Origin of the sequence: Moraxella sp. CTOTU47618 (genome assembly GCF_032017425.1) — a bacterium.
In the GTDB taxonomy this organism is placed as follows: domain Bacteria; phylum Pseudomonadota; class Gammaproteobacteria; order Pseudomonadales; family Moraxellaceae; genus Faucicola; species Faucicola tetraodonis.
Window position 1 is genome coordinate 1 of record NZ_DALZPW010000008.1, and the last position, 20,522, is coordinate 20,522.

The 20,522-nt window shown below is 42.9% G+C and carries 17 protein-coding genes, 1 tRNA gene and 1 pseudogene; 12 read left to right on the top strand and 7 right to left on the bottom strand.

What is annotated here, in order from left to right:
• The 3 genes from RTS09_RS07435 to RTS09_RS07445 all read right to left on the bottom strand — a co-directional run.
• The coding region (locus RTS09_RS07435) for an FAD-dependent oxidoreductase (protein ID WP_312535706.1) at positions 1 to 421 on the bottom strand (421 nt) is incomplete at its 3' end.
• Positions 422 to 611: 190 nt separating this feature from the next.
• Positions 612 to 2,543, bottom strand: a complete 1,932-nt coding sequence (locus RTS09_RS07440) for a bifunctional protein-serine/threonine kinase/phosphatase (protein WP_312535709.1) — start codon at positions 2,541 to 2,543, stop codon at positions 612 to 614.
• A gap of 132 nt (positions 2,544 to 2,675) precedes the next feature.
• Complete coding sequence (locus RTS09_RS07445) at positions 2,676 to 4,148, bottom strand: MFS transporter (protein ID WP_050323933.1); 1,473 nt, start codon at positions 4,146 to 4,148, stop codon at positions 2,676 to 2,678.
• Positions 4,149 to 4,616: 468 nt separating this feature from the next.
• On the opposite strand from RTS09_RS07445, the gene RTS09_RS07450 reads away from it, so the two are divergent.
• The 8 genes from RTS09_RS07450 to bfr (RTS09_RS07485) all read left to right on the top strand — a co-directional run bounded on the left by RTS09_RS07450 (position 4,617) and on the right by bfr (RTS09_RS07485) (position 14,101).
• On the top strand, positions 4,617 to 5,942 hold the full coding sequence (locus RTS09_RS07450; protein WP_312535712.1) for an NAD(P)/FAD-dependent oxidoreductase: 1,326 nt from the start codon (positions 4,617 to 4,619) through the stop codon (positions 5,940 to 5,942).
• Positions 5,943 to 5,981: 39 nt separating this feature from the next.
• The gene (locus RTS09_RS07455; RefSeq protein ID WP_312535714.1) at positions 5,982 to 8,753 is read left to right on the top strand and encodes a molybdopterin-dependent oxidoreductase; all 2,772 of its coding nucleotides are present in this window, start codon (positions 5,982 to 5,984) and stop codon (positions 8,751 to 8,753) included.
• Positions 8,754 to 8,974: 221 nt separating this feature from the next.
• Positions 8,975 to 10,999, top strand: a complete 2,025-nt coding sequence (locus tag RTS09_RS07460) for a TonB-dependent receptor domain-containing protein (protein ID WP_312535716.1) — start codon at positions 8,975 to 8,977, stop codon at positions 10,997 to 10,999.
• A gap of 506 nt (positions 11,000 to 11,505) precedes the next feature.
• Entirely contained in the window at positions 11,506 to 12,171 is a 666-nt protein-coding gene (locus RTS09_RS07465) for a MotA/TolQ/ExbB proton channel family protein (RefSeq protein WP_312535718.1), read from the top strand.
• A 60-nt stretch (positions 12,172 to 12,231) separates the two neighbouring features.
• Positions 12,232 to 12,633, top strand: coding sequence for an ExbD/TolR family protein (locus tag RTS09_RS07470; RefSeq protein WP_060996274.1), 402 nt, complete (start codon positions 12,232 to 12,234; stop codon positions 12,631 to 12,633).
• Positions 12,634 to 12,709: 76 nt separating this feature from the next.
• On the top strand, positions 12,710 to 12,913 hold the full coding sequence (locus RTS09_RS07475; protein ID WP_007116452.1) for a (2Fe-2S)-binding protein: 204 nt from the start codon (positions 12,710 to 12,712) through the stop codon (positions 12,911 to 12,913).
• A gap of 202 nt (positions 12,914 to 13,115) precedes the next feature.
• Positions 13,116 to 13,595: a bacterioferritin gene (gene bfr, locus RTS09_RS07480; RefSeq protein ID WP_282850562.1), complete on the top strand. Its 480-nt coding sequence runs from the start codon at positions 13,116 to 13,118 to the stop codon at positions 13,593 to 13,595.
• A 35-nt stretch (positions 13,596 to 13,630) separates the two neighbouring features.
• Entirely contained in the window at positions 13,631 to 14,101 is a 471-nt protein-coding gene (bfr, locus tag RTS09_RS07485) for a bacterioferritin (RefSeq protein ID WP_309596856.1), read from the top strand.
• Positions 14,102 to 14,366: 265 nt separating this feature from the next.
• Here bfr (RTS09_RS07485) and RTS09_RS07490 read toward each other — a convergent pair.
• A pseudogene (locus tag RTS09_RS07490) lies at positions 14,367 to 15,366 on the bottom strand (zinc-binding alcohol dehydrogenase family protein).
• 526 nt (positions 15,367 to 15,892) lie between these two features.
• Here RTS09_RS07490 and RTS09_RS07495 point away from each other — a divergent pair.
• The 3 genes from RTS09_RS07495 to RTS09_RS07505 all read left to right on the top strand — a co-directional run bounded on the left by RTS09_RS07495 (position 15,893) and on the right by RTS09_RS07505 (position 17,586).
• Complete coding sequence (locus RTS09_RS07495; protein WP_065253682.1) at positions 15,893 to 16,195, top strand: putative quinol monooxygenase; 303 nt, start codon at positions 15,893 to 15,895, stop codon at positions 16,193 to 16,195.
• 404 nt (positions 16,196 to 16,599) lie between these two features.
• The gene (locus RTS09_RS07500) at positions 16,600 to 17,283 is read left to right on the top strand and encodes a type 1 glutamine amidotransferase domain-containing protein (protein ID WP_128680684.1); all 684 of its coding nucleotides are present in this window, start codon (positions 16,600 to 16,602) and stop codon (positions 17,281 to 17,283) included.
• A gap of 3 nt (positions 17,284 to 17,286) precedes the next feature.
• Positions 17,287 to 17,586 carry a DUF1330 domain-containing protein gene (locus RTS09_RS07505; RefSeq protein WP_312535725.1) on the top strand — a complete coding sequence of 100 codons (300 nt, stop codon included), beginning with the start codon at positions 17,287 to 17,289 and terminating at the stop codon, positions 17,584 to 17,586.
• Positions 17,587 to 17,808: 222 nt separating this feature from the next.
• Here RTS09_RS07505 and RTS09_RS07510 read toward each other — a convergent pair whose 3' ends face one another.
• The 3 genes from RTS09_RS07510 to RTS09_RS07520 form a co-directional block, all read right to left on the bottom strand.
• Positions 17,809 to 18,417: a TetR/AcrR family transcriptional regulator gene (locus RTS09_RS07510; RefSeq protein WP_312535727.1), complete on the bottom strand. Its 609-nt coding sequence runs from the start codon at positions 18,415 to 18,417 to the stop codon at positions 17,809 to 17,811.
• Between the two features lie 312 nt (positions 18,418 to 18,729).
• Positions 18,730 to 18,806, bottom strand: a tRNA-Ile gene (locus RTS09_RS07515).
• Between the two features lie 150 nt (positions 18,807 to 18,956).
• On the bottom strand, positions 18,957 to 19,772 hold the full coding sequence (locus RTS09_RS07520; protein WP_312535731.1) for a phosphodiester glycosidase family protein: 816 nt from the start codon (positions 19,770 to 19,772) through the stop codon (positions 18,957 to 18,959).
• 301 nt (positions 19,773 to 20,073) lie between these two features.
• On the opposite strand from RTS09_RS07520, the gene ndk reads away from it, so the two are divergent.
• A complete protein-coding gene (gene ndk, locus RTS09_RS07525) occupies positions 20,074 to 20,505 on the top strand; it encodes a nucleoside-diphosphate kinase (RefSeq protein WP_007116442.1) in 432 nt (143 codons plus the stop codon).
• Positions 20,506 to 20,522 lie beyond the last annotated feature (17 nt).

Genomic DNA, 20,522 nt, shown 5'->3' on the forward strand with positions numbered 1-20,522 from the left:
CCGCAGTTGCTAAAATCGCATCTAAGTCTTCAATGGTGCGATAGACATGACAGTGTGCATGTTGGTTGCCTTTGACAGGCGGGACAAAAGGATAAGAACCAGTGGCGAGTACCAATTTGTCAAACTCAAGCGTATTGCCTTTGGCCGTTGTTACGATTTTACTTTGCGCATCGATTTGGTTAACCGCTTCGCCTAAATGCAAAGTAATGCCCGCTTGCTCATAGTTTGCCAAATCCACTAAATTAAGCTGACTGGCGTCTTTGTGTTCAAAGTAACTGGATAAATAGACACGGTCATAGGCTGGGCGACTCTCAGCACTAAACACATGGATTTGGTAAGTTTGGTGTAGGCGTTTTTCAATCGCTTTTTCGATAAAGTGATGACCGACCATGCCATTACCGATGACGATAAGATTTTTCATGTATTTATCCCTTCTAACGAAACATTGGCTTCTTGACTAGGATAATGACTGGCTTTTGGCGTGTATTATCCTAAGTTTTTCTATACTGCTATGTAAGCAAAATTTATGCCAATATTTAAATTAACTATAAATTTCAATGGGTTAAAAAATATAGGTTAATTGTCTATCAAGCATAACCTAAATTACATTGTTAGTAATTTAACGCAACCAGTAGCCAAGTGATGAGCAACAGCACCGTTAATATGCCACTGACCAGTTGCCAAAATAGCACAGGATGTTTGTCAATCAGCGGCTGTTTGGCTTTATCGTCGGCATGGCTTTTGGGGTCAAGGTCGGTGAGAAAATCACCAATGCTCTGATAACGGCGGTTGCTATCTGCTTGCAGCGCACGAATAAGCACGTCATTGACCCAAAATGGCAAATCCGTGCGCACTTGTCGCACGTTTTTGAACGCCAGTTTTTGGTTGGTTTGGGCGGTCATCGCAGTGGTCAAGGTGTCGACATCGAATGGTTGTAGCCCCGTCAGCATCTCATAAGTCACTACACCCAGCGAGAAAATATCGGAATACACCCCTTTTGGTGCATCGCTAAAATATTCGGGGGCAATATAATGCAAATCGCCCACAGGCGGTGTATGCGCTGTTTTTAGGAGTAACGAGCCAACCGAACCAAAGTCAATGAGCTTGATATGACCCGATGGCAGCAGCATGATATTTTCGGGCTTGATATCTTGATGGAGAAGATAATTACGGTGCATGGCTCGCAGCGCCATGCCGATTTGATTGACAATAGCAAAGGTTTGGGCAACCGATAACGGCGGCTGGGTGTCGATAAATTCACGCAAGCTCATGCCTTGCAAAAATTCGGTGACATGGTACAGATACTGGCTATTCATCGGCTTGGGGTAAAATTTTAGTAAGCTTGGGTGATTGAGGCTTAACCCTATTTTTTCTTCTTTTAAAAACAGCCGTAAAAATCCGCTATCGTCTTCATAGTAAGCAGATGGCACTTTGATAATACGCTGATTATCGGCTGTGTCAGCGGTGCTGTCGGTTGCCAAATACACGCTACTGCGTGGCGTGTTTTGCACTACTTTGTCAATGGTAAAATGATCAAGCTTGTCACCGACAGTCAGCACAGGCGGAATGCGTAAACGGGTAACCGCATGACGACTGTCTGTATGTTCGGCAAAGTCAGCTTTGTCAAAATCTGCATTCGCCAAAATTCTCGCAACTTTTGGCAACACCGCTATCATCACGCAACTGACATTGTCGTTACTGCCATTTTCCAATGCCACCTGACACAAGTTTTCTGGCAAATTTTCTAAGTCTAAGGTGGTGGAGTTATCCAGCGCCAACAATTTGCCCAATGCCGATTGGGTGAGTAACAATAATTCATCATCACCGATAAATTCATACACGCCATCGGTCATTATCAAAAACACATCTTCGGGCAACACATCGATTTGGGCAAGTTGTAATTCTACTTGGGCATCTGCGCCAAGTGCAGCGGCTAACGCGCCTTTGTCTCGCCCTCGTTTGTGTCTGTGGTCTTGGGTGAGTACGTGCAGTTTGTTGTGCCTTAGCCGATAGATACGGCTATCACCCGTGTGGAATAACATTGCCGAGTGCTCGGATAATAAAGGCTCGGTAAACAGCATACCAGATAAGGTTGAGAGTAATTTGGGCAAATACCGCTGCGAGGCTGAATCAAAGCTGTCATGGTGATCACTAAAATACAAAAAATCATTGATAATATGCACGCTTTTGGTGAGCATTTGGGCCAGCGTTTCGGCACTGTTGTTATTCAATGAATCGCTAGTAACAGGGCTAGTAATAGAGGTTGTCACCATGTCAGCTTGGTGCATGGTCAATTGGTCGATCAGCGTATCAATCACCCATTGACTGGCGAGCTTTGGCTGTCCGCAGCTGCTGACGCCGTCAGCTAAAGCGGTGACTTGCCATGCAAGCTGAGCGGCGCTGCTATCCCTTGTCGGCACCAGCGTTTGCACCGTCAAGGTGTCTTGGTTTTCCGCTTTGCGCCCTGCATGACTAGCAGCACGGGTCAGCAGTTGCGGCAAGGATTGAAAACTGGGGGTATTTTGCTGAATGGCTTTTGACATGGGTTTTTCCTTACTAGCACGGTTGCTACGCATTGTGCAAAAATGAAAAAAGGGCATACACCCTTTTTTGCCTTACTAACTAGACTTCCTTGTCCGCTGGTCGACTGTTTTTTGGTTGGATTTAAAGAGCGATTACGCTATCGCAATTCGCTCAATCGTGCCATCTTCGTGCACCTCGACCATATGTCCTTGTGGCTCGCTCAGGAAGGTCGCGCCAATAAAGGCAATCCCTGCAAAAATCGCGAGGGTAATAAAGAATCCTGTTGGCGATACCATAGAGAAAATAGTCAAAAACAACACCCCACCTACGTTACCATAGGCACCCGCCATACCAGCAATTTGCCCTGTCATACGGCGTTGAATGAGCGGAACCACTGAATACACTGCACCGCATGCTGCTTGCACAAATACAGAAGTAAGCAGCACGATTGCCACTGCACCCGCCAATGGTAACTTGGTCATTTGCGTCATTAGCAGATAACCCACCGTTTGCCCTGCCAATGCAATCATCAATACTTTACGACGACCGACCGCATCGGACATAAAACCACCGCCAGGACGAGCAAATAAATTCATCACCGCAAAACAGCCTGCAGTCAACCCTGCTAAAGTATGCGATACACCATAGTTGGTAATAAAAAATTGCGGCAACATCGACACCACTGCCAACTCAGAGCCAAAACATGCCAAATACGCCATGTCCAAAATCGCCACTTGTTTGAACTGATAACCATATTCTGGATTTACCGCAGGGCGAGATGTATCAAATAAATGCTTATTGACTGACCAGATTTTGATATATTGATAGACTACAAGCACCGCCACCACCGCATATGCCAGCATGGTTTGATTAGCGGTTAATAATTTTAATCCGCTAGGTGACAAACGCCACGCCAACAAAAACAAAATCGCATAAACCGGTAAAATCATCACCGCATAAAAGTAAAAGTCTGCCTTGTTTGATACTTCCAAGCCGCCTGATTTTTTTGGTTTAAAATAAGTCGCGCCTTTGGGTGTATCACTGACACCACGATAAAAAATGACCGAATAAACAATCGCAATCACGCCTGTGGTAGCAATCGCATACCGCCAACCGTCTGCACCGCCATACATTAAGGCAAGAATCGGCATCGACATCGACGCTACTGCCGCCCCAAAATTGCCCCAACCGCCGTACACCCCTTCCGCCGAGCCGACTTCATTGACAGGAAACCATTCTGAAATCAAACGAATCCCAACTACAAATCCTGCACCGACAAAACCTAGCAAAAATCGCCCAATCGCCAGCATTTGGAAACTTTGAGCAAAAGCAAACACAAAACACAAAAAACCGCTAATCAACAACACAGCACTATATGAACGCTTGGGGCCGTATCTATCGACCATCGCGCCGATTAGCAAACGAGCAGGAATGGTCAAAGCCACATTGAGCATCAAGATCGCTTTGACTTGTCCATCGCTCAAATGAAAATATTGTTTGATGGTGGGCATCAATGCCACATGAGCAAACCAAATTAAAAAGGTGACGAAAAAAGCAAACCAGGTGTAATGTAACACCTTGATACGGGGTAATTTCATAGCAAACAGCGGTAAACGTTGGGGCATCTGCTTCTCCTTTAAGTAAGCCTGTACGGTTCACGGTAACAAGGTAAAAGCAATATTTATGCCATTATCATAAGCTTTTGTTTTTACAATAATTTTTTTGAATGACCCATCAATTAGCTATTTTGCTGTGATAAAACTTTCACCGATTGGCATAAATGATAAAAATTTGATGCTGTACTGCACTATTTTGGTAAGTAATCGAGAAGGTGAAAAAATAATGCAAATGAATAGCGAAACAATTGGCTAAAAACCGTCAAACAGTTATCTACAGTTAAAGAGGTTAAATTCAAAGAGTGGTCAACATCCACCACACTGTCCGACAAATAATAGCCAAAATTTAAAACACCATAAAAAACAGTAAAAAACAACGGTTTAAAACGGTTGGCATAAATTTTGAATTATTAAATTTTAAAGTGCTAGATTCTAAAGTATTAAATATCGGGTCGGATAAGCAAGGTCAGCCAAATAATGCAACACACACACATTCTTATCATAGGGGCAGGGATGGCAGGGACACGCTTTGCCATGCAGTATGCCAAAAGCAGACTGAGTACCCACAGCGGACTGGGGATTGACAGCCAAGGCGAACAAAGTCGAGATGAGTTTGCCATCACGCTTATCAACAGCGAGCCATATGCAGGCTATAACCGTATTATGCTATCGCCTGTATTAGCAGGGGAAAAACGCTTCGCTGAGATTTATCTATTTTCTCAAGAGGAGTACGCCAACCATAATATCACTGTAAAGACAGGTTGCACTGTTAGCGATATCAATCTTGCTGCTCATCAGGTCATCACCGACAGTGGCGAAACTATCGGCTATGACAAATTGGTGTTTGCCACAGGTTCAACGCCATTTATTTTGCCATTGCCCAACCATACCGCAAAAGGCGTCATGGGTTTTCGTACCAAAGCCGATGTGGATGCTATGCTAGATATCGCAAAAAACAATCATAATGGCAAAAAATCTCCAAAATGCCTGGTTATCGGGGGTGGGTTACTCGGTCTTGAGGCTGCCAATGCTTTGGTACAACAGGGAGCGAAAGTCACTGTGGTGCATGGGGCAGGCTATTTACTCAATCGCCAACTGGATAAAACCGCTGCCGATTTACTGCAAACTTACTTTGAAAACAAAGGTATTGAGTTTGTGCTCAACGCCAACTCTCAAACGATTTGCGTGGACAAGGATAACCAGGTCACTGGACTGACTTACACGGATAATGTCGACACATCCATCCCTGCCAAAACCATTGACAGCGATTGCATTATCATGACCGTCGGCGTGCGACCCAATATTGCCCTTGCGCAACAGGTCGGTATCACTTGCGAGCGGGGGATTTTGGTTGATAACCAAATGCGAACCCATACCCCAGATGTGTATGCGATTGGCGAGTGTGTACAGTTTGACAACCAGCTATTTGGGCTCGTCGCACCTGTGTATGAGCAAGCCAATATTCTGCTACATACCTTAAACAAGCAGCCAGGCAGTACCTCGCCCGTGTTTAGCATACAACCAACGGCAACCAAGCTAAAGGTCTCGGGCGTGGCGCTATTTTCGGCAGGTGATATCGATGTGAGTCACGACTGCGAGCAGTTGATTTATCAAGACCCTAGCCATAGCATCTATCAAAAAATCACCGTAAAAGACAACCGTATTTTATCTGCAGTGCTATATGGTGATGTACAAGAGGGCGGTTGGTTTTTTGAACTGATTCAAAACCAACAAGATATTTCAGCCATCAAAGATAAATTACTGTTTGGCAAAGCGTTTTGTGAAGAGTTGCTGGCGGGCTGATCTGACTGGTAGAAATTAAAAATAGTAAAAGGTTAACGTGTGACAACAACTATACAACATTTAGCATCACAAAAATCCCCCCTGACCCAAGTCAAGACCACCTGTGCCTATTGCGGTGTTGGCTGCGGCGTGTTGGCGACGATTGATGAGAATACCCAACACGTCAGCATTGACGGTGATCCAACCCATCCTGCCAACTTTGGCAAATTATGCTCCAAAGGCAAAGCGTTGGGCGATACGCTTGATCGTGACCGCCGTTTGGCACATCCGATGATTCATGGCGAGCCAGTCGATTGGGATACCGCCACCGACTTTGTTGCCAAATCATTGCAACAGATCATTGATGAATATGGCGCCGACAGCGTTATGCTATATGTATCGGGGCAACTGCTCACCGAAGATTATTACGTGGCAAACAAATTTACTAAAGGTTTTTTGGGTACCAATAATTTGGACTCCAATTCTCGACTGTGTATGTCATCAGCGGTGGCTGGCTACAAGCGAGCATTTGGCTCGGACACTGTGCCTTGTAATTATGAAGACATCGAAAACAGCGACCTATTTATCATTATCGGTTCGAATATGGCGTGGTGTCATCCGATTTTATTTGGTCGGTTAAAATCCAGCAAACAAGCCAATCCCAATAAAAAAATCGTGGTGATTGACCCACGAGCCACTGACAGCACCGCGATTGCCGACTTGCATTTGCCGATTCGCTCTGGCACAGATACCCATTTATTTGTCGGACTACTCAATTACTTGCACCAAAACGGCTATGCCAATCACGATTATCTTAGGCATTGTGACAATCTTGCTGATGCGCTTGCAGCCAGTGACAGTTGGACGATTAAAAAAGTTGCCAAAATCTGCGGTGTCGACGAAAGTGATTTAACCAAGTTTTACCAATTGTTTGCCACTACCACGAAAACCGTGAGTTTTTACTCCATGGGTGTCAATCAAGCCAGTAATGGCACCGATAAGGTGAATAGCATTATCAATTGCCACCTTTATACAGGCAAACTGGGTTTTGAAGGGGCAGGGGCATTCTCAATTACAGGACAGCCCAATGCCATGGGTGGGCGAGAGGTCGGGGCGTTAGCCAATCTGCTTGCCAGTCATTTTGAGCTCAAAAACAGCGACCATCGTCAAACAGTAGCCAACTTTTGGCAAGCACCGACTAGTATTAGTGGTAAAGATGGTGTCAAGGCAACCCAATGTGCCGATGCTATTTTGGAGGGGCAAATTAAAGCGATTTGGATTATGGCGACCAATCCTGTAGTCAGTCTACCAGAAGCAGACAAATTTGCCATGGCGTTACAGCAATGCCCACTGGTCATCGTGTCTGACTGCTCAAAAGACAGCGACACGCTCGACTTTGCTCATGTGGTTTTGCCCGCGCAAGGCTGGAGTGAAAAATCAGGCACGGTCACCAACAGCGAACGCCGTATCTCTCGCCAGCGCCGCTTAGTCACCCCATTTGCTGATGCCAAGCCCGACTGGTGGATAGTCAGCCAAGTGGCACAGAAAATGGGTTTTGTGGGTTTTGATTACACCCACGACTACCAAGTGTTTGCCGAACACGCTCGGCTTAGTGGCGAGAAGAATGGCGGTGAAAAAAATACAGATAGTCGAAGTTTTAATATCAGTCATTTAGCCAATATTAGCCAAAACGAGTATGATAATTTGGCACCGTTTCAATGGGGTCAACCGCATTATTTTGGACTACAAAAACAAGACGCACACACCACTATCGGCACAACTTATACTGATACCCAAAAACTGCATTTTGTCACCGTTAATCCTGCGGTACCCAAGTCATTGCCTGATGAGCAATATCCACTAGTGCTTAACACAGGTCGCTCGCGTGACCAATGGCATACCATGACCCGTACAGGGATTGCCCCACAGCTCAATCAGCATTTACCGCACCCACTGGTTGCGATTCACCCGAGTGACGCCAAACCTTTGGGTGTACAAAATAACGATTTTGTGCAAATTAACAGTCCCAATGGTACTATCTTAGTGCGGGCAGATGTGACTGAAAAACAACGCCAAGGCGATGTGTTTATACCTATGCACTGGAATCAACACTTTGCCGCCAATGCGCGTGTCGGTAAGCTTATCAGCAATCATCATGACCCCTTTTCACAGCAACCGCAGCTCAAGCACCAACCTGTCAGGCTGCAAAAGCTAACCATGCAAGCATTTGGATGGTTATTGATTGATAAACACTGTGATGAAAACCTGCTAACTTGGCTTGAATCGCCAGATATGACTTATTGGGTGCGTAATCGCCAGTCAAACAGTAGCCAGTATTTTTTTGCCATTGATAATCAGTCTGCGTTTATGACCACTTGGTTTGATAAACAATATTGGCAACAGCAGTTAAGTGTATGGCTCAATCAACCAGCGCAAGCCTACAACTTTGATATTATTCATTATCAACATATTGATACCGATAACACCAGCCAAGATTTACGACTTGCGATATTGCAAAACGGGCAAGTCCATGCGCTAGTATTTTTGAGCACCCACGAGCATAAACTACCCACCCATAACTGGCTTAATAGCCAATTTGGCACAACGCTCGATAGCCATACGCGTAAATGGCTACTAATGGGCAAACCTGCCACGGGTTTTATTGATACAGGGCGGATTGTTTGCTCTTGTATGTCAGTGGGTGAAAACACCATTGTTGAGACAATAAAAAAATATCACTGTAAAACCGTCGTTGAGGTTGGTAAACATTGCAAAGCAGGCACCAATTGTGGCTCCTGTCTAGGAGAGATTAGCAAAATTTTAGCGGGGTGAAATTGTTATAACTTATTGAAAGGATTATTGGGCGAACTTTAAGCCACTTTATAATTTCGCTTGATGTTGCCTGATTTTACTTGATTACTTATTGATAACTAGCGTTAGATATTCGAAAAAAGGGAAATAATTGGAAAAATTAATTGATAATGATTATCATTTATATTATTATTCTTACCGCTTTGTAACGCTTCTCTTTTTTTATATATCTGAGTAATTTTATGAATACTGCCAATGCTAGTTTACCGCCGCGTGGTGCTTTGCGCTATTTAAGTCTGTGTGTATTAACCACCCTTTATTCACCGTTGGCAACAGCGGGTGAGCCAGAACCCGTCACTACCTTGCAGACCATTACTTTTAATGCCCGTCAATATACCCCAGCAAAACAGACTGAGAACGTCCGCCATGAGAGCTCAGTCAAGGTACAGCAAGCTGATTTACTCAATCAATATTTACCGACGGTTGCTGGGGTGAATGTCGGTGGTACTTCGGGGATGGATCAGCATATTTATATTCGCGGTTTGGGCTCAGACAATGCCGGCAGTGCCTTAAAAATTACCGTGGATGGGGTGCGCCAACCGGAAACGCGCGGCTTTCACCATGCCGGAATTAGTGGACTTGACCCAGATTTGTATAAAACAACAGAAGTGTCAGTGGGTAATAACTCGGTGACTTTGGGCAATAATGCCATCGGTGGCGGTGTGGCGTTTACCACGGTGGATGCACAGGACTTGCTACTACCAGATCAAAAAATGGGGGCAAAAGTTAAACTGGGCTATGCCAGTAACGATCAGCAATTTCAGCGAAGCTTAACTACCTATGCCAAACCCAATGAGCAATTGGACATGATTGTGTCTTATAGTGAGCGTGACAGCGATGGCGGCGAAGATGGCAAAGGCAACCATATCCAAGGTGATGATATTACTATCAAAAGTATACTAGCCAAAGTCAATGTGATGCCGGCAGAAGGTCACAAAATTACTGCCAGTTACCAAAGCTATGACAATGACGGCAACTATCCGTTTCGCCCCAATATCGGCTACCAAGCCAATTTACCCGATAATATTCATCCTGGCTACACCAATAATGAAACCTATGCACTCGGCTATGAGTATAAACCGCATAGCAATTTTGAGCTAAACAGCAAAATTTATCATTTAACCAATGAATCGCTGTCACAAGGACTACGCGGAACGACCCCCATGCGTATAGCCACGTCAGGCAAAACCGATGGCATGACGGCAAGTATCAAACAGCAACTGACGCAACATCATGGTGATCATGCTTTGACCCATACGCTCAACTATGGGGTAGAAGGCTATAAAAAATCAGCGACCTTAGAGAGTAGTGATATCACAGAAGACGCTACCAGCGTAGGGGTGTACTTACAAGACCGAATCGAATTGGGACGATTTGCGCTGACGCCTGGCGTGCGCTTTGACCACTATAAGCCATCAGAGCGCTTAAGCAGTGACGACTATAATCAAGTGTCGGGCGCATTGGCAGGGGAATTTAAACTGACGCCAAACCACAGCTTATTTGCCAGTTATACCCAATTGTTTAATGGACCACCCTTGCCAGAAACCATCCACCAATCTGGGCAAACCTTCGTCAATAAAGACCTCGAAGCAGAAACAGGCGCAAACGCAGAGCTGGGTATCAGTAGCCGTTTTCAGGGGGTGTTTGACAGTCAAGACAGTATGTCGCTGACCGCCAAAGTCTTTGATACCCAGTATGACAATAAAATCGACCGCATAACAGGCATTGACTGTACCACAGGTAACTCAGTGACAGACGGGCAATGTGCTAGCTACATCAATGCCGGCGAGACTACCGTCAAAGGCTATGAGCTGAGCGCAAAATATCGGCTAAATAATATGCGCTTGAATGCAGGCTATGCCCATGCCAAAAGCGATACCGAGCAAGGTTACCAACTCAATAAAGACTCAGGCGATCAGTTAAACCTTGGCTTTAATTATGACATTAATGATAAATTCAGCCTTGGAAGCGCCATCCGCCATGTCAAAGGTTTAACGCGTCGCACCAGCGCTACTGCCGTCGCTGATTTGCCAAGTTTTACCACCTATGATGTATTTGGTAGCTATCGTCCAAGCACTTTACCACAATTAACTGTGGATGCTGGCGTGTATAACCTTACAGATGCCTACTACTATGAGCACGTATCCAATACCGGTGATAAAGCCATGGGACGCAATGTCAAAGTAGCGCTAAGTTATCAGTTTTAAATTGAATGGGTGATAACCATCAGCATGATGGATTGCCCATTGCGGTTTAATATTTTCACAAAATATTGCAGAAAAATTTTAATTATGTCCAAAATCCAATTTTTTACTCGCCCTACTTCCACAAGGTTTGGCGGGGTATCAAGACAATTGCCTAGGGTCTTCATCGGTGTAACCGAAAACGGCATTTTGCGTAAGGTAGTCATCCTACTCGATACTGTAGGTTATCAATAACCTTGTGCTAGTTTTGCCCAAGGTAAAGCTAACACAAAGCGAAGATAAAAAAGTATGAGGTTTTAAAGTTACTTAATTTTAAAGTTACTTTATCTTAAAGTCATTTGATTTTAAAATTATTAGATTTTAAATTTGCTTAAATTAAAGTCGTTGGATTTTATTGTAAAGTCGCTGGTTAAATTAAGCCTAATTTTTAATATTTTTGTTGATAATGATTATCATTTATACTAACATTTAAAGGTAGTTGTTATATTTATCGTGTTATAGGAATGATTATGGATTTTGCAAATTACTGGCAATATACAGATGTAGTGACCAAGACGTTATTTTTTGTGTTAATTGTTTTATCGATGCTGTCTTGGATTACAGGCATTTTACGTATCTTAAATAGCCGAAAAATTGCCAAAACAGTGTCGCAAGATTTGACCGATCAAATTCACCAACAGCAATCTCAACTGACTACCTTATCCCTAGACAATCAAAAATTAGTCACTGAGCAGCAGTTACTGCAACAGCTCAATCGCTACCGTTTTGCCAGTGAGCAGGGCTTAAATATCCTTGGCACGACCGCTGCTATTGCCCCTTTTATTGGGCTATTTGGTACCGTGTGGGGGATTTTTCATGCGTTGCATAGCATTGCTAAGTCAGGTCAAGCAGGACTTGGTCAAGTCGCAGGACCGGTTGGGGAGGCTTTGATTATGACTGGGCTTGGGCTTGCGGTAGCGATTCCTGCGGTCATTATGTACAATGTCGTAGTACGAATCAATCGCAAAGCCATGCACCAAGCGAATGACACGGCGCATACCTTGCTTGCCAACGTGTTGATGAATTCTTCCAGCCCAGTTACGCAAACTAGTTTAGCCACCCAGCCCCATTTGCAAACCAGCTCGCAGCCCAAGCAACAAACTAACGCCGCTGACTTAATGCTGAAAAACACCTAACCTTGACCCAACGCTAAACAGATAAGCTAAACAGATAAATAGATAAACAGGGAATAACTTATGGCATTTCAACTCGGTGATGACGCTTCGACGGGCATGAATGAAATCAATCTGATTCCACTGATTGATATCATGCTGGTCTTGATGATTATTTTTTTGGTGACGGCAACGGTAATCAATCCCAGTGTGCCGCTAAATTTGCCCAAAACCTCGGCACAAGTCAATGAAGCCCCGCCAAAAATGATACAAGTAAGTATTGATAAAGATGGCAAGATTTTTTGGGATGATGCCAGTATCAGTTTGGCGCAGTTAAACACGCGCTTTGCCGAACAAGGCAAATTAAGCGAGACCCCAAGCATTCAGCTACGCGTTGATAAAGACAGCCGATATGATACCGTCGCGCAAATCCTAGCAACAGCAAGCGAAAACAAGCTAACCAAAATTGCGTTTGTCAGTGAATAACCTGATTGAGAAAATTTCTATTGATAATAAGAATAATTATCATTATTATATAAGAAAATTTATCAACGAGGTGCGTATGTTTGTGTGTATCTGTAATGCGGTCAAAGAAAGTCAAATCAAAACAGCCATTGAACAAGGTCATGACAGCTTAGAGGCATTACAAGCTGAGCTTGATGTGGCTACTTGTTGTGGCGGCTGTCAGCCAATGATTGAAGGTTATCTCGAAGAGTACGCCCAGAGCATCAATAACTATACGCACCTATTTATTGAAGTTGCCTAGTGTATTAATGTTGCCTAGTTTATTAAGTTGCCTAATAATCTGGTAGCGTACACACCCAGGCTTATTCATTAATCTCAATGAATGAGCGATTGACAAATATTGTAAATTATTTGCTGCGGTGAATTGTTTTTAACGTCACTTTAATTTAGTATTTCAGATAATACCCAACCTTTGTTTCTGTTCATTTTTCAAGGATATACCCATGAAAGGCAGCCAAGCTGTTATTGATTATCTAAATTTCTTAATTAGTGGTGAACTGGGGGCTCGTGACCAGTACTTTATTCATGCGCAAATGTATCATGAATGGCATTATCTAAAACTTCATACGCGTATGCATCATGAAATGGAAGAAGAAAGCGATCATGCGCGTGCGTTAATCAATCGGGTGTTGATGCTAGAAGGCACACCCAATATGAAAGTTGCCGATATCAACATCGGTCATGATGTGCCAAGTATGCTAAAAGCCGATCTTCAGCTTGAGTATGCGGTTCGTCAACATCTCAAAGACGGCATTGCGCTTTGTGAGCAAGAGCAAGACTATGTAACCCGTGAGATTTTGGTCGCCCAATTGGTAGATACTGAAGAAGACCATGCGCATTGGTTGGAGCAGCAGTTAAGACTGATTGATATGATGGGACTAGCCAATTATCTGCAATCTCAGCTCGGTGATATCTCTGAATAAGGCGACAAAGCAATAAGGCAACTAAGGTAAACATTATGCAAGTCGATAAAGAAATTCTAAGAGCGCTAAACCAAGTTTTGGGTCAGGCATTGATTGCTATTAACCAATACTTCTTACACGCGCGTATCGCCAAAAACTGGGGACTGAGTGAACTCAATGAAAAATTGTATCATCAGTCGATTCATGAGATGAAATGGGCAGATGACCTCATTGAGCGTATCTTAATGCTAGATGGTCTACCAAACTTGCAAGAACTTGGCAAAATTTTAATCGGTGAAAATGTTGGTGAAATTTTGCGTTGTGATTTGCAACTAGAGTATCAAAAAACTGACATCATCAAAAATGCGATTGCTTTATGTGAGCAGCAGCGTGATTTTGTCTCTCGCAAATTATTGGTCAAACTCAAAGACGGGAGTGAAGAGCACATTGATTGGCTAGAAACGCAAATGGAACTAGTGACCTCGATGGGCATCGAAAATTATACGCAAAGTTTATTAGAATCATAGCGCGTATCAGCGTGTCGGAATAACTGTATGAACCATCAATATACCCAAGCCGCGTTGATTTCTGTCATCTCTATACTGATGGCATGGCTTATCATCATCTTAGTGGCAGTAATTTATTGATTGTCGTTTTAGTTGTCGAGTTTGGCATATTGGCATAGCCAAGATGATGGGTCGTCATTTCGGCTGGCAGTGTTCATTCTGTCAGCCGTTTGGTGCGTTATTTTAAGGGTCTGTGTTGCCCAAGATATGTTCTACAAGATGCGTGTTAGAAACCTTCTAGTACAATTTTGCCTTTTGACTTGCCTGATTCAAGCAGCTTATGTGCTTTTTCCAAGTTTGCCGCGTTAATTTTGCCTAGATTTTGGTTAAGCGTACTTCTAATTTTTTGCTGGTCAACTAACTGGGCAACCTGTTGCAATAGATCACCTTGCTTTTCGATATCATCGGTTTCAAACATTGAGCGGGTGAACATGAGCTCCCAATGGATAGAAATAGATTTAGTCTTAAACGGCATAATATCAAAGGTTTGTGGATCATCGATCAATCCAAGCTTACCTTGGGGTGCAATCAGAGAAACTATTTGCTTGATATAGGTGTCTGTATGATTTGTAGAGAATACGTATTTTGGTTTTTCAATACCTAGTGCTTCGATTTGTTCGTTTAAATCTTTGCTATGGTCGATAACATGGTCGGCACCAAGTGATTCCACCCAAGATTTCGTTTCTTCACGTGAAGCTGTTGCTATAACGGTCAGATTTGTTTTTGCTTTTAGGAGTTGGATAGCGATTGATCCTACACCACCTGCACCACCAATAATTAAAATACTGCCAACTTCTGTTTCTGAAATTTGAAACCGATCAAACAGCATTTCCCATGCCGTTATTGCAGTTAATGGTCAATGCTGCTGCTTCTGCATTAGATACTGTAATGGGTTTAAGACTGATAATTCGTTCATCGACTGCTTGAAACTCAGCATTACTACCATCTCGGGTTAAATCGCCAGCATACCAAACAAAATCTCCTACTTTAAACGAGGTAACTTTTGAGCCAACTTCGATAATTTCCCCAACGGCATCCCAACCTAAAATACGATTATTTGCTTCAGACGAATTTTTTCTCACTTTGGTATCAACTGGATTCACAGAGATTGCCTGAACTTTTACCAGTACATCACGCTCCTTAAGCGTAGGCTTCGCTTTTTCAATATCTACCAATGAGTTTTTAAAATCATCATGGTTATTGATAACATATGATACGGCTTTCATGGATTTATCCTTTTGTAATAGTGAGTGGGTTTAATAGCGGGTTAGTTTAATTAAATGCAGTGTTTTTAGTGTATTGCAGACAGGCTGGCTTGGGTCAGTCAGTCTAATCTGATAGAATTAATGAAAAATAGTCGATATTCTTAGTCTATGCTAAAGGTGTAAGGTCAAGGGCGCTAGTTAAGGTCATAGCTTTTGCGCCTGTGTTTTCGCCAAAAATAGCCGTTGGTAAAATGCCGTCATTTATTGTTGTACCAGTGTACCCAATCAAAGGTGGCGAGTGCAACATCATTTACACCTTATCACTTATGCTTGTTTCTTTGTCATGGTTAAAGCAAGCATAAAGGAAGTAATATCAACCTAAAATTTAAGCGGATACAGACATTCCTTACAAGTTAAAGCGCAAATGTTTATGTAACCTTTATACAACAAAGCTATGCGCTAAAGCCGTTTGACATGAATATAACAGTGGTTTAGACTCAATTTTGATGCTAGTCAATGTCGGCTAGTCAATATTGGAGTATTAGTGATGGTTAAAACCGCTTTATATGTCCGTCTTGAAGCTAAACCAGGTAAAGAACAACAAGTAGAAGATTTCCTAAAAGCTGGTCTGCCTATCGTCAATGAAGAACCTGCCACAGTTGCATGGTTTGGTCTACGCCTTGGCCCTTCAACCTTTGGTATTTTTGATGCATTCCCTGATGAAGCAGGTCGCGAGGCTCATTTATCGGGCAAGGTTGCCGCCGCTTTGATGGCTCAAGCAGATGAACTATTTTCAGAACCGCCTTCTATTGAAAAAGTAGATGTGTTGGCGAGTAAACTACCAGGTTAGACTGATGCTTAAATTCTCTAAAGCGCTGCCTGTCATTTGATATTCTAGATGATACGCTACGTAGCGTTTTATTGCATCAGTCTAGTTAAATCAGTCAACTAGCTAGTCGTTGATGCCGTTTTTTACCTATTTTTTATCATCACGCCTCGCTGACTAAATATACGTCAGAACGCTATTTTCTAAACTAGCCAATATCAAGCAGCCTGTAGGCTTAATTTCACACGTTTTGTCAATGCTATCAAGAATGCAAGGCTATTAAATAACAGCTACTCAATAATGGCTACCAGATAACAGCTATCAAATAACGGGTTAATTTGCTCGGTATTTTGCATTTTGCACATACGAACTATCGCTGTGCTCATGTAGCAATAACCCAAATTCTAAAAACTATCAGAGAAAATAACATGAAAATTTTACTTGTTCTGACCTCACATGACAAACTCGGCAATACTGGTAAGAAAACAGGTTTTTGGCTAGAAGAACTTGCAGCACCGTATTACACCTTTATTGATGCGGGTGCTGAAGTTACCCTAGCATCACCTCAAGGTGGGCAGCCACCACTAGATCCGAAAAGTAATTTGGCCGATGCGCAAACTGAAACCACGCATCGCTTTGAAGCAGATCCCGTAGCTATGCAAGCATTGGCACAGACGCATAAACTTAGCGAAATTTCTATCGCCGATTATGATGCCGTGTTTTACCCAGGCGGGCATGGTCCATTGTGGGATTTGGCAGAAGATCCGATTTCAATTGCTCTGATTGAACAAGCGATTGAGTCAGGAAAACCCGTTGCTACAGTTTGTCACGCCCCAGGTGTTCTTCGTCATGTAAAAACCAGTGATGGCAAGCCTTTGGTCAGCGGTAAATCTGTGACGGGTTTTACCAATACTGAAGAAGAAGCAGTAGGATTGACCGAAGTTGTACCGTTCTTAGTCGAAGATATGCTCAAAGAAAAAGGTGGTCATTATTCTAAAACGGGTGACTGGCAAGTGTATGTCCAAGTAGATGGCTTACTAATTACTGGACAAAATCCTGCCTCTTCTGCTGCAACCGCCAGTGCACTCCTTGAATTGTTAAATAAGGAGTAGCCCATGTCTGCGTATGTGGTATTTACCCGTGAGCAAACTACGGACGCTGAGGAACTGGCGCAATATGCACAAAAAGCGCCGCTTGCCCGTGAAGGTCGTGAGCTAACACCCTTGGCTTTTTATGGTCAATTAGAAGTGCTTGAAGGCAATGAAATTGAAGGCGCTGTTATTTTACGCTTTCCTGATATGGCAGCCGCGCGAGACTGGTATCACAGTTCCATCTATCAAGAAGCATTACAACATCGCCTAAAAGGGGCAAATTATCGTGCCTTTATCATTGAAGGTGTTGAAGACGCTATTTGAGAAAAAGCACTTTAAGAAAAAGCATAGCTATCAGATGTACTAACCTACAAGTTAGTACATGAGTGATACGCATTGTTATCAAGTTGATGTCATAGCAGCCCAGTCATACATAATGATTGGGCTGCTATTATAATTTTTGCAGACATCATTGTCGTGAAGCCAAGATAGTGAAGCTAAGTTACTAAGGTTAAGTTAGTGAGGTTAAGCCAGCAAAGCTAACTTTTAAGACTGTCCACTTTTTAATAAAAACGCTGTCGCTTTTAAGGCTTGATGTAATGGTGTTTTATCTTTTTGCAGCTTACTTAATAACGCTGCGCCCATCCACATTTGGTAAGTCACTTGGGCTACCGTCAAGGCATCAGTCTCTGCTTGGATAGACCCATCTTGTTTGCCCAAGACGATGACTTCAGCAATCCGCTGGATTACCTTATCGACGCCATCGGACATAATAGCGCGCATATCTTCAGATAGGTCAGCGACTTCTGCAGCAAGTTTTACAATTAAACAGCTATCTGCCCAACTACATGGCGCATCAGGATCTTCAATCCATAGGTTAAAATATCCGATTAGTTTTTGATAAGCGGATTGGTCGCTATGCCATAGTTCATCCAAACGGCGTTGGTAATTATCTACATAATACTGTACCAACTCACAGCCGAAAGACTCTTTAGATTTGAAGTAATGATAAAATGAACCTTTAGGGATCTCGCAGCTTTGTAAAATTTCTTGTAATCCCAAACCACTAAAACCTTTATGCAAAATCAGGTCAGAACTGGTGTTAAGAATGTGTAAGCGTTTTGCTTCAGACTTCTTGATAGGGGCAGACTCCATAGTTATTGTGTACGCTATTATAAAAAATAGACCAGTCGTATTGTTTTTATTATAACTTATCTACAATGAATGTAAAGACGTTTTCATTGAATGTGTTAACTATTAACATCAATAATTCAATATAAAACAAGTATTTATATAAAATTAGATAGTGATTAGGTGATTGATTCAAACAGTCAAAACCCAATCACATGAGTATGGATTTAGAAGTATGGTTTTAAAATAGGGATTGACGCTAATTGCTATTTGATTATTACAATCTAAAAAATAAAAAACCACTGAGGATTAATGCACCTAAGTGGTTGTTTTATATGGTGGGCCCACACAGACTTGAACTGTGGACCAAAGGATTATGAGTCCTCTGCTCTAACCAACTGAGCTATAGGCCCGAAAGGGTAGCGTCACAAATATTGCTAAGCAAATTTGTCAAAACTAGGCTGATTATAATACCTTAAAAAATTATTTTTGCAATGTGGAAATGGATAATTTTATGCAAAACGTTGATTAAATCAGCATAAACTTGTCTCACCGAATACGCATTATTTGTCTTGTGTCACCGCAATCATCACACCCATATATTTATTTTCATTGCGTGACAGCGTCTGACTATACAATGCCGAGGCACTACCGCCATCCAAAAACAACGCATTGTCACAGCCCAATTGCGATTTGAACAAATCGGCAAACTCATAAAAGCTGACAGGGGTATCGCTTATCACAAATTTGACGCGGCTAGGATTGTCACCACACACGCCAACACCATTGCGGTATTTTCTCGAGGTACTATTGGCATCAAATGCCGGATGGATGTTACCATCGATGACCAGCATGGGTCCAGATTGGGTAGCGAAGGTCGGTTTTGCCCCGTTTGCCAGTTTTTTTGCCATGCTTTGACTTTCAGTGATATGAAAACCTTGACGGTCTTGCCAAAATACCCCATTGGGCATTAGGTGAAAGTTGCCGCCGCCCTGCTTGAGATTTAGGGCTCGGATTTGCTTGCCATTGATGACCGTATATCCAATCGGCGCAAAATTGCCATCGTACATCCCTGCATTCATCGCAAACAACAAGGTTTTGGCAGGTTGCTGGCTTGCCAAATAATCGCGCAGGGTAGTAAAGGTGAGTAGTAATGGGTGGCTCGTGGACGAGGGATTTTGCCACTGCAGTGAAAAATTCGCCGCGTTTTTAGCATCAAGCTCGCAGATACTATAATCGAACGGCTGGCTTTTTTGCTGACAATCTGGCATGGTTTTGACAGTAAACTGACGTGCCAAACCGATACTTGCCACCAATAATAGCGCCAAGCATAGGCTGACAACAACCGCTTGTGTTTTTGTGATATTTGAGAGCGTCATACCATTGAGAGAAAATTTAAGCTATTGGCTACTATATCATAGTTGCGTATCACAGAATATATCCGCCATTTATTACAAAAAACTCGTTCAACTTGATATTCTAGCAATTTCGACTTAACAGTGATGAATTAAACTAGTTTTTGCCCTCAATATCATTATAATAGGCAACTAAGAACAGCACCCCGCGTTTATTCAAATCTTCAAATCACGATTTGACAGAGCCATCGGGCAGGGTATGGGCTGTTTTTACAGTTTCTAGCACTTAAAATCATAATCCCCTTCAATTTTAAAGGAATTTAACATGGCCATTGAACGTACGTTATCAATTATCAAACCTGACGCAGTTGCAGGCAACCACATTGGCGAAATCTACAGTCGTTTTGAAAAAGCAGGCTTAAAAATTGTGGCAGCAAAAATGTTGCATTTAGACAACGAAAAGGCGGGCGGTTTCTACGCTGAGCACAAAGAGCGTCCGTTTTACAACGATTTAGTCTCTTTCATGACTTCAGGTCCAGTGGTTGTATCAGTACTTGAAGGCGAGAATGCAGTGGCTCACCACCGTGAAATCATGGGCGCTACCAACCCAAAAGACGCCGCTGAAGGCACTATCCGTCGTGACTTTGCTAACAGCATTGATGAGAACGCGGTTCACGGTTCAGACTCAACCACATCTGCAGCCCGTGAAATCAGCTATTTTTTCAATGACAATGAAGTTTGCCCACGTACGCGTTAATCTTAACACAACAAAAA